The sequence below is a fragment of the Streptomyces sp. NPDC028907 genome (assembly GCF_055564995.1).
Genome location: NZ_JBVHVE010000001.1, coordinates 555,795 through 569,423 on the forward strand (window position 1 = coordinate 555,795; position 13,629 = coordinate 569,423).

Genomic DNA, 13,629 nt, shown 5'->3' on the forward strand with positions numbered 1-13,629 from the left:
CGGCGAATGAGCTCGCTTAATCTCGACGACTTCACTGATCTGATCGAGCGCCCCGACGGAGGGGTACGCCGTGACGCAGAGGCGCGCCGTGAGCGTCAGATCGTGCCGCCCGGGGCGCTGGGCCGCCTGGACGAACTGGGTGAGTGGCTGGCCGCCGCGCAGTCCGCCGTGCCGGTGCGGCCGATCGAACAGCCGCGGGTCGTACTGTTCGCCGGTGACCACGGGGTCGCCGAGCTGGGCGTGTCGGCGCGCGAGGCGGGCAGCGCCGGGGAGTTGGTGCGGGAGATCCTCGAGGGCGGCCGGCCCGTGGCGGTGCTCGCGCGGCGGCTCGGTGTTCCGGTGCGGGTCGTGGACATGGCGCTGGACTGCGACCCGGAGTCGCTGCCGGAGGCGGTCGTACGGCATCGGGTGCGGCGCGGCAGCGGCCGTATCGACGTCGAGGACGCGCTGACGCCCGAGGAGGCCGAGGCGGCGTTCCGGGCCGGGGTGGCGGTGGCCGACGAGGAGGCCGACTCCGGTACGGATCTGGTGGTGCTCGGCGATGTGAGCGTGGGCGGCACCACGGCGGCGGGGGTGCTGGTCGCCGCGCTGTGCGGGACCGACGCGTCGGTGGTCACCGGGCGGGGCGGGCTGGCCATCGACGACCTGGCGTGGATGCGCAAGTGCTCGGCGATCCGGGACGCGCTGCGCCGGGCGCGGCCCGTGCTCGGGGATCAGCTCCAGCTGCTCGCGACGGTGGGCGGCGCGGACCTCGCCGCGATCACCGGCTTCCTGCTGCAGAGCGCGGTGCGGAAGATGCCGGTCGTGCTGGACGGGGTCGTGGTCGCCGCCTGTGCGCTGGTGGGCCAGCGGATCGCGTTCCGGGCGCCGGACTGGTGGCTGGCCGCCCACGACAGCGGGGAGCCGGGCCAGGCGAAGGCCTTGGACCGCATGGCCCTGGAGCCCCTGCTCGACCCGGGTGTGAAGGTCGGCGAGGGCGCCGGCGGCCTGCTGGCCCTGCCGATGGTCCAGGCCGCGGCGGCACTGGCCGCGGAGCTCCCGGAGAAGCCGGAGCCCGCAAAGACGCCGGAGGACTCGGAGACGCCGGAGGACGAGGAGCCCACGCCCGAGCCGGAGGGCGACTCATCCTGATTGTCCGCCTATGATCCCCCCTCGTGAGAGCTGACACCCTCAGCCGCTGGATCCGTGCCGAGTGGGGGGCGTTGTACCTCGCCGTTCGGGGGGCGTCGGCCGGACGGCGATGGTGGGCGGTCGTGCCGATGACCCTGGGGGCCGTCTGTCTGACGGGGCTCGTGCAGGTCGTGCAGAACCGGTCCTGGGGGTATCAGGTCGTCCAGGACCTCGGGGCCGTCCGCGCCGAGGACCCGCTGTGGTCGGCGCTCGCGCGGACGCCGTTGTCCCTGTTCGTGCCCGCCCTCGACCTGCCGGTGTGGGGCGCGCTCGCGCAGATCCTGGTGGTGTTCGGGATCGCGGAGCTCTGTCTGGGCCGGTGGCGGACGCTCGTCATCGCCTACGTCGCGACCCTCGCCGGCACGCTGTACGCGCGCGTGGGCGTCGCGCTGGGTCCGGACCACCCGATCGGGCTGCCCGCCTCGGACGCGCGGGTCGTGGACACGGGGCCGTCGGCGGCCGTGGTGGGGCTGGCGGTCTTCCTCGGTTGGCGCTACGGCGCGTATGTCACCGCCTCCGTGGTGATCGTGGCGATGGTGGTCGAGGTGGCGCTGAAGGACAATCTCGCCGGGAGGGAGCACCTGGCGGCGATCGCGGCGGTGCTGGTGCTGTGCGCGGTGTCGGCGGTGCGTCAGCGGCGTTCCAGGGCCCGGGGCGGGTCCACGTCGGGGGCGCCGCCGATCCAGTCCTGAATTTTGCGGCTGGGCCCGATCCAGCGCTTGTCGTGGCGGTAGGAGCGCAGCCAGGCCTTGGCACGGGCGCGGGGGCGGCGCCGGTAGAAGCGCTTCGCCCACGGGGAGACGGGACGGGCCAGGCGGACGGCGCCGAACAGGGCGACGAAGGGGATGACCACCCCGAAGATCGCCATACGGGCCTTGCCCTTGAAGAGGGCGATCAGGGCGACGAAGAAGTTCCCGGCGATCGTGCTGAGCACCGTCCCGCGGTTCTGGAGCTCGTCGTCACTGAGGTCGTTGACCCCGAAGGGCGCGTAGCCGAGGAGGAACAGGCCGGCCAGAGCGGCGGTGAGCACGACCACCTCGACGCTCTTGCGGCCCGCCTCGGTCCAGTACACGTCGTCCAGATGCAGGATCAGCGCGAACTCGTCCAGGACGAGCCCCGCGCCGATCCCGAAGACCACGGCGGCCGCGGACGAGCCGAATCCCCACTGTCCGCCGGCCACCGCGCAGAAGCCGCCGACGACCGTGAGGAGGATCCCGGGGACGACGTGGTGGATGTGGACCGAGCCGGTCTCGATGTTGCGGAACGGTCCCTTGCCCGCGCGGATCATGCGGGTGATGACACGGGTGACGAGGAAGGTGACCACGAAGGCGGTCAGGGCCAGGAGCAGCGGAAGCTTCCCCGGTTCGACGATGTTGCGCTGCCACCAGTCACCCATGGTCCCAGTGTGTCCGGGTCGGGGGCGGGCCGCCTGGCGGAGCGGACGTCCGGGCTACGCTGCCGACGTGTCCATGACCCCGCCGCCCCTGCACGGTCTCCGTTTCGCCTTCGGCACCCTGAGCGTCCTCCCCGTGAAGGTGAGCCGCTGGGACCGGGAGGCGGCGCGCGGCGGAATGCTGTGCGCCCCGCTGGTGGGGGTCGTCCTCGGCTGCGGCGCGGCCCTCGCCGCACTCGTGCTGCTGTTCCTGGGTGCGGATCCCCTCCTCGCCGCCGTCGCCGGCGCCGCCGTCCCCGCCGTACTCACCCGTGGGCTGCATCTCGACGGCCTCGCCGACACCGCCGACGGGCTCGGCAGCGGAAAGCCCGCCGAGGACGCGCTGCGGATCATGAAGCAGTCGGACATCGGCCCCTTCGGGGTCATCACGCTCGTGTTCGTGCTGCTGGCGCAGGTGGCCGCGCTCGCCCGGCTGTACGACGGCTCCTGGGCCCGGGGCGCCCTCGCCACCGTCGTCTCGGCCGTCGCCGCCCGCCTCGCGCTCACCCTCGCCGCGCGCACCGGCGTGCCCGCCGCCCGGCCGGAGGGGCTGGGGGCCGCGGTCGCCGGCGTCGTTCCGGCACGGGCCGCGGTGGCCGTCGCCCTGGCGGTGACCGGGGTCGCCGCGGCCGCGGGGGCGCTCTTCGGGGCGTACGACACAGCCCGCACGGTTCTGGCGGTCCTCGCCGCGCTCGGCGCCGCCGAGCTGCTGCTCCGGCACTGCACGCGCCGCTTCGGGGGCGTCACCGGCGACGTCTTCGGCGGCCTCGCGGAGACGGCGGCGACCACCGCGCTCGTGGTCCTGGCCCTGGGCTGACAGCGAGGTGACCCCGGGGTGACACCGGTCCGCCCGGTTCTCAGCACGGCCGGCGCCACACCCCCAGCTCGTACTTCTTCAGCATCGAACTCAGCTTCAGACGACGCGACTGACCGCAGAAGCTGCGCGTCGGGACCTCGTACTCGACGTGGAAGACCGCCTTGCCCGCCTTCACGAAGGGGCTGAGGGCCGTGCACTCCTCGTACTGGGCGCACTGCTCGTTGACCGCGAAGTCGAAGTCGTCGACCAGTTCGGGGATCTGGTCCAGGTCGTTCTTCAGGCCGACCGCCAGACCCCGCTCGTGGGCCAGTCTCGCGACGAGGCGGTTGTAGCGGAGCTGGTCGGCGGCCTTCAGCGGGAAGCCGGTGCGGTTGCGGTAGCCGTCCATGTTGTCCGGCTCGACCGCGTCGAAGCCCTTGTCGCGGCACATGTCGATCCGGGCCGCGATCAACGGCTCCAGGACGTCAGTGCGCCGGATGTCGAGCCAGCGCTCGCCCTCCCAGCCATTGCCCTTGCCGAGCACCGACCTGGGGAACTTCCCGGCGTCGGGGCGCCAGTCCTCCCAGGCGCCGGTGGAGAGGTAGCAGATGACCTTGCGGTCCTGGCCATGCAGCTCGGCGACCGTGGCCTTCGAGTGGTCGAAGCCGTCGATGTCGTACACCGGCACGTCGACGGAGGTGTCGAGACGGCCGCTGAGCTGCCACTGCCAGGCCGTGCCGGGGCGCGGCTGCCAGCGGTGGCCGCTCGGCTCGTCGTCCTCGGCGGGCCCCGCGGTGCAGCCCGCGAGCAGTGACAACAGGGCGACCAGCGGCAGAACGCGTCTCACAGGATGGGCTCCAGAGCGTGCGGCAACGTACCCCAGGGATGATCCCCGATCCCCGGCACCCCGCAGTACACGTGGGCCCCGCGCTCCCGGGCCGCTCCGGCCAGGTCGACGCCGGCCGGGACGCCGTGGACGAGATGACACAGCCGTACGCCCGTGCCGCCGCCCCGCCACTCCTGCGATCGCGTGTCCGCGTACGACTTCCAGGTGCCCTCGAAGGTGACCAGGACGTCGGCGATCCTGGCGTACGCGGGGTGCGGTGGAGTGCCGTGGTTGAGGACGACCGTGCCGTAACCGGCGCCCCAGGCGGCCGCCGCGAGGCGCTGGTAGTACGGCAACTCCGCACGGCCGGAGGCGACCTGGTCGAGGAAGACGCCGTCGGCGTCGTACCAGTCCCGGTGCCGTGCGAGGTCCCGTACGACGTCGGCGCGGGGTCTGCGGCCGTAGTCGGTGTCGGTGTAGCCGAGCACCCGGACGTCCGCCCGCCGCAGCCTGTCGGCGACCTCGGCGAACGCCGGGTCGGGTGTGTCGCCGGGGCCGCTGGCCGGGTTCAGGACGACGCCGTAGAGGCGGGGCGCGGCCGCGATGATCGCGTCCCATTCGGCGCGGCGGGCGGACGGGTGCTCGTAGTAGGGGATCAGCAGCTCCTTCATCGGTGGGCGGTCACTCTCCCCAACAGGGCGCAGACCAGGGCGCTTTGGGCCACCGCCGCGGTCGCGTGGACGATCAGGCCGATCCAGTGCGGGCTGCCGGCGTGTGTCACCAGGGCGACCGTCTGGGCGAGGGCGGCCACGCAGCAGATCGTCGTCGTGCCGAGCACCGCGCCGAAGGACTGGAGCAGCAGGCCCGTCCACAGGACGACGCCGAGGAGGAGCAGACCGGCCAGGTGCACGCCGGTGCTGCCGGTGGTGAGGGTGAGGGCGAGGAGGGCGGCCAGGTAGGCGGCGAGGCATTCGGCGACCGTTCGGGCCGTTGCGCGCCGGAACGCCCTGGGGGTGCCGCTGGAGCGCAGGCCCGCGAGGGATGCGCTGCGGAAGCGGTACAGGAGCCATTCGGCGGGGCCCATGCTGAGGGTCAGGGCTACGGCGGCGAGGGGGTCTCCGAGGGCTGCGTGGAGGACCAGGATGCCTGTGGCCAGGCCGAAGACGGCGTATGGGAGGGAGCCCAGGAGAGGGGGACCCATCGCCTCTTGGCGGCTGCGGGTTCGATGTGGTTGATCGCGCCCACGCGGCGGTAGCCGCACATCGTGCACAGCCCCGCGCCCCTTGGGGAGTGCCACTTCCCGTAGGCCTAGAAGGGCCACCACTGCCAGCGAACCCAAGAGAAGGGTGAGCCGTGCGGTGTCGGGCAGCGGATGGGCCGGCGTCACAGCCGCTCCCGCCGCCATCGGCAACAGCGCTGCCAGCAGCGCCCGTTCGCGGCCCAGCACCAGCAGTACCGTCGCCGCGGCCAGGTAGATCGACTGGCCGGCCGCGAAAGCCAGCGCGGACGGGTGGGCGGTGCCCGCTACGGCCAGGGACATCAGGATGCCGAGCAGGGCGCCCGCCGGTGCGCCCAGCAGCAACGCGCGGCGGGCGGCCCCTCGATCCCCCAACCCCAGCCAGGAGTACGCCCGATGTGCGAGCCCCTGGTTCCAGGTCCAGCCGACCAGGGCGCCGGCCAGGAGCGGGACCGTACCCGCGGGGAGGTCGAAGTCGTCCCGTGGGCCGGTGAGGAAGGGGGCGCCGAGGACGTAGCCGAGGCCGGGGAGGGCGAAGACCACGCCGCGCAGGAGGCAGCCGAGCAGGCCGGTCCGCCAGGGGTCGTGGACCGGACCGGCCGGCTCCGGGTGGCGGCGCTCGACCCGTTCGTACAGCTCCTCCGCCAGGGCGAACGAGTCCTTCACGCCGTAGCGCTCGCGTATCTGGTCGTCGGACAGGCCGTCGGACTCCAGCAGCGCGGCGATCTCGTCCGGGTGGACGGCGGCGGCTATGAAGTCGTCGAGGCGTTCGGCGAGTTCGTCGACGGGGTCGGGCCGGGCCCAGCCGGGGGTGGGGCGCTGGCGCGGTACGACGGGCAGGGTGTCGGGGTGGGCGCCGGGCGGCATCCAGAGGCTGCCGCTCACCAGCCGGTTCCGTCCGTCGCGACCTTCTCGTACCAGGGATCGCGCAGTTCGAGGGTCCAGTCGGCGACCGTCTCGAGCGTGGGCTCGTAGACCTCGGCGCCGCCCGCGAGCTCCTGGTAGATCGTCCGGAAGTTGTCCACGGAGCGACGGAGCGTGAAGCGGTCGATTACGCGCTGTCGGGCCAACTCCCCCAGTTCCAGGCGCCGTTCGTCGTCGCGGAGCAGGGTCAGCGCGGCCGCCGCCATCTTCTCCGGTTCACGCGGGGGGACGACCAGGCCGGTGTCGCCGACGGCCTCGCGCACTCCCCCGACGTCCGTCGAGACCGTCGTACGGCCGCAGGACATGGCCTCGATGATGGAGAACGGGAAGCCCTCCGAGATGGACGACAGCATGACGACGTGACCGGCTGCGTAGGCGCGCCAGACCTCGCTGATGCGGCCCTCGAAGGTCAGGCCGTCCGTCACACCGAGTTCGGCGGCGAGCTTCTCCAGTTCGGTGCGGTAGGCCTCGCCGCCGGGCGGGACCGGGCCGAACAGGCGCAGGCGGGTCTCCGGGAGTTCGGCGCGGACCATGGCGTAGGCCCGCAGGAGGGTCTTCAGGTCCTTGATGGGGTCGACGCGGCCGCACCAGGTGAGGGTGAGGGCTTCGGGCTCGGGGCCGGCGTGCGGGAAGGCGTGCGGGTCGACGCCGTTGTAGACGGTGCGGATCCGGTCGGCGTCGGCGCCGCCGCGCTCCTCCCAGCGACGGTTGTACCGGTTGCACGGTGTGATCAGGTCGGCCGTGCGGTAACCATGTGAATTCAGTTCACGGTAGAAGCCGAGCATGAACGCCTTCACGGGCCAGCGCTGGAGATCGCTGCGGTAACCGAGGTAGCGCTCGCGCAGATAGATACCGTGCTCGGTGAGGAGGAACGGCACGCCGTCCAGCCTGCGGGCGGCGAGGGCGGGGAGCGTGGCGAGGCCGCTGCTCACCGCGTGCGCCACCGAGTCCTCCGGGATCCGGATCCCGAGCGGGCGCAGGGCGTGTTCCAGCAGGTCGGTCGCGGTCAGGGCGTCGTGGACGGTCGGGTGGGCGGCCGCGGTCGGCAGATGCGGCATCGTCCATATCCACATCAGCGACCGCAGCGCCGACTCGGTGCGCAGGGCCGCCGACAGCCGTCCGTCGCGGGCGAGTCCGGCCAGCTCGTCCAGGGCCTCGCCGAAGTCGCAGTACGCGTCGGGGTCCAGGAAGGAGAGCAGGAAACGTTCGTAGGCGTTGATGAAACGGCGCCGGGACCTGCCGTACGGAGGCCGGCTGTGCCCCGGGCGTGGGCCCCAGGTCGGTACGGAGGTGTGTCGGTGGACGTTGGGCGGCAGCTCCCAGGTGACCGGTTCGCGGCCGGTTCCGGTGAGCGAGACGATGTGGAAGTCGACCTCCGGCATGCCCTTGACGAGCTGGTCGCACCAGGTGCTGACTCCGCCGTGGACGTGTGGGTAGGTGCCTTCGGTGAGCATGGTGACGTGGCGGCCTGTAGGCATGGCTGCGCTTCCCCCTGTCGTGCGGATGATGTGCGGGGAACTGCTGCCCGGACCCCGGCACCGCCGCGTCGTGGCTGGTCGCGCCCACGCGGCGGTAGCCGCAAGTCCAAAACAGCCCCGCGCCCCCAAGAAAAGGGGCGATGCCCTAAGGCAACTTCAGTGTGACGGCGCTCTGCAGAAGCTCTGGCTTGGTCCAGGCCGAGCGGCTGCCCGCGTACGGCGCCCCGAACGCGGAGGTGCCGAGCAGGAGTTGCCTGGTCGTGCCCTCCGGTGCGGTCACGGGGATCAGTGTCCCGTTGGGCGCCTTGACGGTGACCGTCCTGCCGATGCGGTACGCCGTGACGGAGCCGTTGGTGACGGCGCTCTGCCAGGTGGCGCGGCGTTGGAGTTCGGTGCCGATGGCGCTCTGGGCGAGGTTCTCGACCGGGGTGTTGTCGGCGAAGAGCGACTGGTAGTCGGTGAGCACCTTGTCCAGGACCGGGTAGAGCGTCCGGTCCTCGGCCAGGTTGGACTGGTGGGCGTAGTGCGGGCGCGGGTCGTTGCTGATCGCGTGCCCGAGGGCGGTACGGGCCTCCAGCGGGACGATGTACTCGTCGTATCCGGTGACGGGGTCAAGGGGGGAGGCCAGGCAGGTGGAAGCGGGGTTGGTCTCGCAGATGCCGCTGCCGCCGTCGGCCGTGGAGGTGTAGATCCAGTTGTACTCGTCGACCATCTCCTCCTCGGTGCCCACGTTGTAGTAGACGTTCATCGGGTACCGGGGCACGGTCCGGGCGGCGCCGACCGAACGCTGGGCGGGCTCACGGGAGTTGTCGGAGGCGATCCACTTGACGCCGTTGTCGGCGAGGGCGCCGGCCAGGTCGGGGTTGTCGGCGGGCTGCTGCGGCAGGGTCTTCAGGCCGGAGTGCTCGCCGGTCACGAGTTCCGTGCGGTCGAGCGGGAGCCCCTTGGCGACGCCCCAGTCGTGGTTGTCGCGGATCTGCGCGGAGATGTCCGCGCGGCTCATGTACTTCGTCGAGCCGTCGGCGTTCTTGGCGCAGCTCCACGGGACGGTCGAGGTGTCCTGGACGCAGCCGAGGAAGGGGTGCGTGTAGGTGTGGTTGATCCAGCGGTACTGCGCCTTGTCGGCGAGCAGCCGGTCGGCGAGCGGGTCGGTGCCGCCGTTCTCGCTCTTCCACTCCTCGCCGGAGCCGGCGTTGTAGACCATGTCCAGCTTGAAGCCGCGCTGCCGCTGCCACTGCGCGGCGTGGACGGCGTCCTCGGCGGTCATCCGGATCGGCGGGACCTCCTCGCCGGGGCCGCCCGCGCAGTCGATGTCGCCGGGCGTGCAGTTGCGTTCGGTGTCCCAGCGGGCGTCGGACGCGAAGACGTCGTCGACGTGCACCGCGAAGTAGTTGCGGGCCTGCCCCAGGTGCACGCCCTGCGTCAGCCATTCGACGATGCCGCGGGCGAGGACCTGGAACTGCTGCTGGTACTCGTTGTAGGCGAAGGTCACCACCAACTCGCGGCGGCCGTCGTGGCTGTACTCGCCGATCAGGCTGCCGCGCCCGGAGCCGGCAGGCACGGGGGCGTCGACATAGCTGGTGAATCCGGCACGGGGCCGGGCGACGAAGCCGTAGCTCTCCAGTACGGACGGGTCGTTGTCCTCGAAGGTGAGGGCGCCGTCGAGATAGCCGAAGTACCCCGACCTGCCCTCGGCCGTGACGGCCGCCTCGCGTCCGTCGAGGGATCCGGTCCAGCCGCCCTCGCCGGTGTAGTCGAGACCGACGCCCGGGTGGGCCCAGGTGTAGGCGTCGACCTGCGGGATGCCGTAGGTCCGCTCGTAGCTCTCCAGCGCGGTCTGCTCGGCCGACCCCGCCCCGAAGGGCGCCTCGTTGGGCAGGACGACGCCCTGGTACTTGGCGCGGGGCGTGCCGTTCACCGTGTCGCTGAGGAACGCGGCCGTGATGGTCGGACGGCCGGCGTCGGTCAGGTCGACGGTGGTGTACGGGATGCCGGTGCTCCTCAGCCGGGCGGTGATCGCCCGGACGGGACTGTCGCCGTTGTCCACGACCAGCACCCTGAGATCGATGCGCGGCTGCGCTGCGGCCGCGGCGCCGGGCACTCCCAGACCCAGCGCCAGCAGACCGGTGGCCGTCAGAACAGCGGCCGAGTTTCTCCATCTGTGCGCACTCTGCGCCATTGGTCGCCCCTTCCCCCGGAAGATCCCCTTGTGGCCGCTTGCGGTGAAACGGCGGAGGATCCGTGGAAATCATGCAAACCGGCAAGCAGACCACTCACCGGAACCAGACGAGTGTGACTCAGCTCACCGAGGCAGAGGATCAAGAAATGACCGTGACGCCACCGACGGATGAACGCCCGCAGGAATGAGCGAACGCTCACACGAGCGTAGGCTCGTCCCGAGTGTTCGCCGTGCCGGGGAAGGCCCCGCTGATACCGCACCCGTTGAGACCGCGTCCGTGGGTCGGAAATAGGGTCGGCCGTCGGGCCCGGTCGACCCACACCTTTTCGGCCATCGCAAACTTCACATCGGAAGCGAGATTTCACCACCGTGACTGCTCTCACTCTCAGCACCGCCGCGGCGCCCGGCCTGCGCGCCGACGCGATCGTGATCGGTGTCGCCAAGGGCTCCGGCCCCAAGGCCACGGGTCCGGTCGTCGCACCGGGCGCCGAGGCCGTGGACAAGGCGTACGACGGCAGGCTCGCCGGCGTCCTGGAGACCCTCGGTGCCTCGGGTGCCGAGGGCGAGGTGACGAAGCTCCCCGCGCCCGCCGGGTTCAAGGCCCCGCTCGTGGTGGCGGTTGGCCTGGGCGCCGCACCGGAGAAGGACGCCGAGTACGACGGCGAGGCGCTGCGCAAGGCCGCCGGTGTCGCCGCCCGGGCCCTCGCCGGATCCAAGAAGGCCGCGTTCGCGCTGCCGCTGGGCGACGCCGGTGACGTCGGCGCCGTCGCCGAGGGCGTGCTGCTCGGCGCGTACTCCTTCGACGCCTACAAGGACAACGGCAAGAACGTATCGGCGAAGAAGAACGGCAAGGCCCCGCTCGCCGAGGCCGCGCTGCTCGGCGGCAAGCCCCGCGACAAGGAGCACAAGGCCGCGCTGGAGCGTGCCACCGCCGTCGTCGAGGAGCTCAACCGCGCCCGCGACCTGATCAACACCCCGCCCAACGACCTCACCCCCGAGTCCTTCGCCGCCATCGCCACGGCGGCCGGCAAGGAGCACGGCATCAAGGTGCAGGTGCTCGACGAGAAGGCGCTGACCAAGGGCGGCTACGGCGGCATCCTCGGCGTCGGCTCCGGCTCGGCGGCCGGTCCGCGGCTGGTGAAGCTGTCGTACACGCACTCCAAGGCGGACAAGCACCTCGCCCTCGTCGGCAAGGGCATCACCTACGACTCGGGCGGCATCTCGCTGAAGCCGGCCGGGCACAACGAGACGATGAAGTGCGACATGAGCGGCGCTGCCGCCGTGTTCGCCGCCGTCGTGGCCGCCGCGCGCCTCGGCCTCCAGGTGAACATCACCGGCTGGCTGGCGCTGGCCGAGAACATGCCCTCGGGCTCCGCCGTGCGCCCCGGTGACGTGCTGCGCATGTACAGCGGCAAGACCGTCGAGGTCCTCAACACGGACGCCGAGGGCCGACTGGTGCTCGCCGACGCGCTGTGGGCGGCGTCCCAGGAGAAGCCGGACGCGATCGTGGACGTGGCGACGCTGACCGGTGCGATGGTGCTGGCGCTCGGCAACCGCACGTTCGGTGTGATGGCCAACGACGACGCGTTCCGCTCCGCGATCGTGGAGGCGGCCGAGGAGGTCGGGGAGGCGTCGTGGCCGATGCCGCTGCCGGAGCATCTGCGCAAGGGCATGGACTCGCCGACCGCCGACATCGCCAACATGGGCGAGCGGATGGGTGGCGGCCTGGTCGCCGGTCTCTTCCTGCGGGAGTTCGTGGGCGAGGGGATCACGTGGGCGCACCTGGACATCGCGGGTCCGGCGTTCAACGAGGGCGGTCCCTTCGGGTACACCCCGAAGGGTGGTACCGGCAGCGCGGTGCGGACGCTGGTCCGGCTCGCCGAACTCACCGCGGCCGGCGACCTGGGGTGAGGTTGCTCTGAACAAAAGGGGGCTCCGCGCGCGGGTAGGGCGGGGCCCCCTCATTCATGCGCCTCCGGCATCCGCTCAACTGAACGTGGGACGTCTCACACACCGGCCCGGCGTCTCGTTCGGTGTGGACAAGTGCGAAGATGGGGCTCGGCAGGACAGGGCCCCCACCACAGGGCCGAAGAAAGAGCGGCCGGACACCAGCCGCCGACCGGTCACCGCTGACCGGCGTAGGCGCACATGCATGGAGGACGTGACGTGGCGAACGACGCCAGCACCGTTTTCGACCTAGTGATCCTCGGCGGTGGTAGTGGCGGTTACGCCGCGGCCCTGCGCGGGGCGCAGCTGGGCCTGGACGTCGCCCTGATCGAGAAGGACAAGGTCGGCGGCACCTGCCTGCACCGGGGATGCATCCCCACCAAGGCCCTGCTGCACGCGGGCGAGATCGCCGACCAGGCCCGCGAGAGCGAGCAGTTCGGCGTGAAGGCCACCTTCGAGGGCATCGACATCGCCGGGGTCCACAAGTACAAGGACGGTGTCATCGCCGGTCTGTACAAGGGCCTCCAGGGGCTTGTCGCCTCCCGCAAGGTGACGTACATCGAGGGCGAGGGGCGCCTCTCCTCCCCGACCTCCGTCGACGTGAACGGCCAGCGCGTCCAGGGCCGCCACGTCCTGCTGGCGACCGGCTCCGTGCCGAAGTCGCTGCCGGGCCTGGAGATCGACGGCAACCGCATCATCTCCTCGGACCACGCCCTCGTCCTGGACCGCGTACCGAAGTCCGCGATCATCCTGGGCGGCGGCGTCATCGGCGTAGAGTTCGCCTCCGCCTGGAAGTCCTTCGGTGCGGACGTCACCGTCATCGAGGGCCTCAAGCACCTCGTCCCGGTCGAGGACGAGAACTCCTCGAAGCTTCTTGAGCGCGCGTTCCGCAAGCGCGGCATCAAGTTCAACCTGGGCACCTTCTTCTCGAAGGCCGAGTACACCGCCGACGGCGTCAAGGTCACCCTGGCCGACGGCAAGGAGTTCGAGGCCGAGGTCCTGCTGGTCGCGGTGGGCCGCGGGCCCGTCTCCGCCGGTCTCGGCTACGAGGAGCAGGGCGTCGCGATGGACCGCGGCTACGTCCTCGTCGACGAGTACATGCGCACCAACGTGCCGACCATCTCCGCCGTCGGTGACCTCGTCCCGACCCTCCAGCTCGCGCACGTCGGCTTCGCCGAGGGCATCCTGGTGGCGGAGCGCCTGGCCGGTCTGAAGACCGTTCCGATCGACTACGACGGTGTCCCGCGGGTGACGTACTGCCACCCGGAGGTCGCCTCCGTCGGTATCACCGAGGCCAAGGCCAAGGAGATCTACGGCGCGGACAAGGTCGTCGCTCTGAAGTACAACCTGGCGGGCAACGGCAAGAGCAAGATCCTGAACACCGCGGGCGAGATCAAGCTCGTCCAGGTCAAGGACGGTGCCGTCGTCGGCGTCCACATGGTCGGCGACCGCATGGGCGAGCAGGTCGGCGAAGCCCAGCTGATCTACAACTGGGAGGCGCTGCCGGCCGAGGTCGCCCAGCTCATCCACGCCCACCCGACGCAGAACGAGGCGCTCGGCGAGGCCCACCTGGCCCTGGCCGGCAAGCCGCTGCACGCGCACGACTGATCCCTCGGTCGACGAAGCGACGACTCAGACTT

12 protein-coding genes are annotated in these 13,629 nt (G+C 71.5%); 6 read left to right on the top strand and 6 right to left on the bottom strand.

What is annotated here, in order from left to right; translation table 11 throughout:
- The first annotated feature begins 6 nt into the window (after positions 1 to 6).
- Together cobT and ACZ4UU_RS02550 are read left to right on the top strand one after the other, a co-directional pair.
- Positions 7 to 1,131, top strand: a complete 1,125-nt coding sequence (cobT, locus tag ACZ4UU_RS02545) for a nicotinate-nucleotide--dimethylbenzimidazole phosphoribosyltransferase (protein ID WP_468036061.1) — start codon at positions 7 to 9, stop codon at positions 1,129 to 1,131.
- Positions 1,132 to 1,154: 23 nt separating this feature from the next.
- The gene (locus ACZ4UU_RS02550; protein ID WP_468036062.1) at positions 1,155 to 1,862 is read left to right on the top strand and encodes a hypothetical protein; all 708 of its coding nucleotides are present in this window, start codon (positions 1,155 to 1,157) and stop codon (positions 1,860 to 1,862) included.
- Here ACZ4UU_RS02550 and ACZ4UU_RS02555 read toward each other — a convergent pair.
- Entirely contained in the window at positions 1,802 to 2,566 is a 765-nt protein-coding gene (locus ACZ4UU_RS02555; protein WP_468036063.1) for a hypothetical protein, read from the bottom strand. The genes ACZ4UU_RS02550 and ACZ4UU_RS02555 overlap by 61 nt on opposite strands.
- Before the next feature lie 73 nt (positions 2,567 to 2,639).
- On the opposite strand from ACZ4UU_RS02555, the gene ACZ4UU_RS02560 reads away from it, so the two are divergent.
- Positions 2,640 to 3,419, top strand: a complete 780-nt coding sequence (locus ACZ4UU_RS02560; protein WP_468036402.1) for an adenosylcobinamide-GDP ribazoletransferase — start codon at positions 2,640 to 2,642, stop codon at positions 3,417 to 3,419.
- A gap of 40 nt (positions 3,420 to 3,459) precedes the next feature.
- Here ACZ4UU_RS02560 and ACZ4UU_RS02565 read toward each other — a convergent pair whose 3' ends face one another.
- The 5 genes from ACZ4UU_RS02565 to ACZ4UU_RS02585 form a co-directional block, all read right to left on the bottom strand.
- Positions 3,460 to 4,245, bottom strand: a complete 786-nt coding sequence (locus ACZ4UU_RS02565) for an endo alpha-1,4 polygalactosaminidase (protein ID WP_468036064.1) — start codon at positions 4,243 to 4,245, stop codon at positions 3,460 to 3,462.
- Positions 4,242 to 4,895, bottom strand: a complete 654-nt coding sequence (locus ACZ4UU_RS02570; RefSeq protein WP_468036065.1) for a spherulation-specific family 4 protein — start codon at positions 4,893 to 4,895, stop codon at positions 4,242 to 4,244. Before ACZ4UU_RS02570 ends, ACZ4UU_RS02565 begins: the two co-directional genes overlap by 4 nt.
- Positions 4,892 to 6,346 (bottom strand): hypothetical protein, encoded by a 1,455-nt coding sequence (locus tag ACZ4UU_RS02575; RefSeq protein WP_468036066.1) that lies wholly within the window; start codon positions 6,344 to 6,346, stop codon positions 4,892 to 4,894. The genes ACZ4UU_RS02570 and ACZ4UU_RS02575 overlap by 4 nt, the downstream gene beginning before the upstream one ends.
- The gene (gene pelF, locus ACZ4UU_RS02580) at positions 6,343 to 7,863 is read right to left on the bottom strand and encodes a GT4 family glycosyltransferase PelF (RefSeq protein WP_468036067.1); all 1,521 of its coding nucleotides are present in this window, start codon (positions 7,861 to 7,863) and stop codon (positions 6,343 to 6,345) included. Before pelF ends, ACZ4UU_RS02575 begins: the two co-directional genes overlap by 4 nt.
- Positions 7,864 to 8,008: 145 nt before the next feature.
- Complete coding sequence (locus tag ACZ4UU_RS02585; protein WP_468036068.1) at positions 8,009 to 10,042, bottom strand: hypothetical protein; 2,034 nt, start codon at positions 10,040 to 10,042, stop codon at positions 8,009 to 8,011.
- 62 nt (positions 10,043 to 10,104) lie between these two features.
- Here ACZ4UU_RS02585 and ACZ4UU_RS02590 point away from each other — a divergent pair, with 62 nt between their 5' ends.
- The 3 genes from ACZ4UU_RS02590 (at position 10,105) to lpdA (ending at position 13,597) form a co-directional block, all read left to right on the top strand.
- Positions 10,105 to 10,230: a hypothetical protein gene (locus ACZ4UU_RS02590; RefSeq protein WP_468036069.1), complete on the top strand. Its 126-nt coding sequence runs from the start codon at positions 10,105 to 10,107 to the stop codon at positions 10,228 to 10,230.
- A 181-nt stretch (positions 10,231 to 10,411) separates the two neighbouring features.
- Positions 10,412 to 11,953: a leucyl aminopeptidase gene (locus ACZ4UU_RS02595; RefSeq protein WP_468036070.1), complete on the top strand. Its 1,542-nt coding sequence runs from the start codon at positions 10,412 to 10,414 to the stop codon at positions 11,951 to 11,953.
- 255 nt (positions 11,954 to 12,208) lie between these two features.
- Positions 12,209 to 13,597: a dihydrolipoyl dehydrogenase gene (gene lpdA / locus ACZ4UU_RS02600; RefSeq protein WP_062718874.1), complete on the top strand. Its 1,389-nt coding sequence runs from the start codon at positions 12,209 to 12,211 to the stop codon at positions 13,595 to 13,597.
- Positions 13,598 to 13,629 lie beyond the last annotated feature (32 nt).

Coding starts and splice junctions, on each gene's coding strand:
- ACZ4UU_RS02585 (WP_468036068.1), bottom strand. CDS start 10,042: ATGGCGCAGAGTGCGCACAGATGGAGAAACTCGGCCGCTGTTCTGACG.
- ACZ4UU_RS02555 (WP_468036063.1), bottom strand. CDS start 2,566: ATGGGTGACTGGTGGCAGCGCAACATCGTCGAACCGGGGAAGCTTCCG.
- ACZ4UU_RS02560 (WP_468036402.1), top strand. CDS start 2,640: ATGACCCCGCCGCCCCTGCACGGTCTCCGTTTCGCCTTCGGCACCCTG.
- cobT (WP_468036061.1), top strand. CDS start 7: ATGAGCTCGCTTAATCTCGACGACTTCACTGATCTGATCGAGCGCCCC.
- pelF (WP_468036067.1), bottom strand. CDS start 7,863: ATGCCTACAGGCCGCCACGTCACCATGCTCACCGAAGGCACCTACCCA.
- ACZ4UU_RS02570 (WP_468036065.1), bottom strand. CDS start 4,895: ATGAAGGAGCTGCTGATCCCCTACTACGAGCACCCGTCCGCCCGCCGC.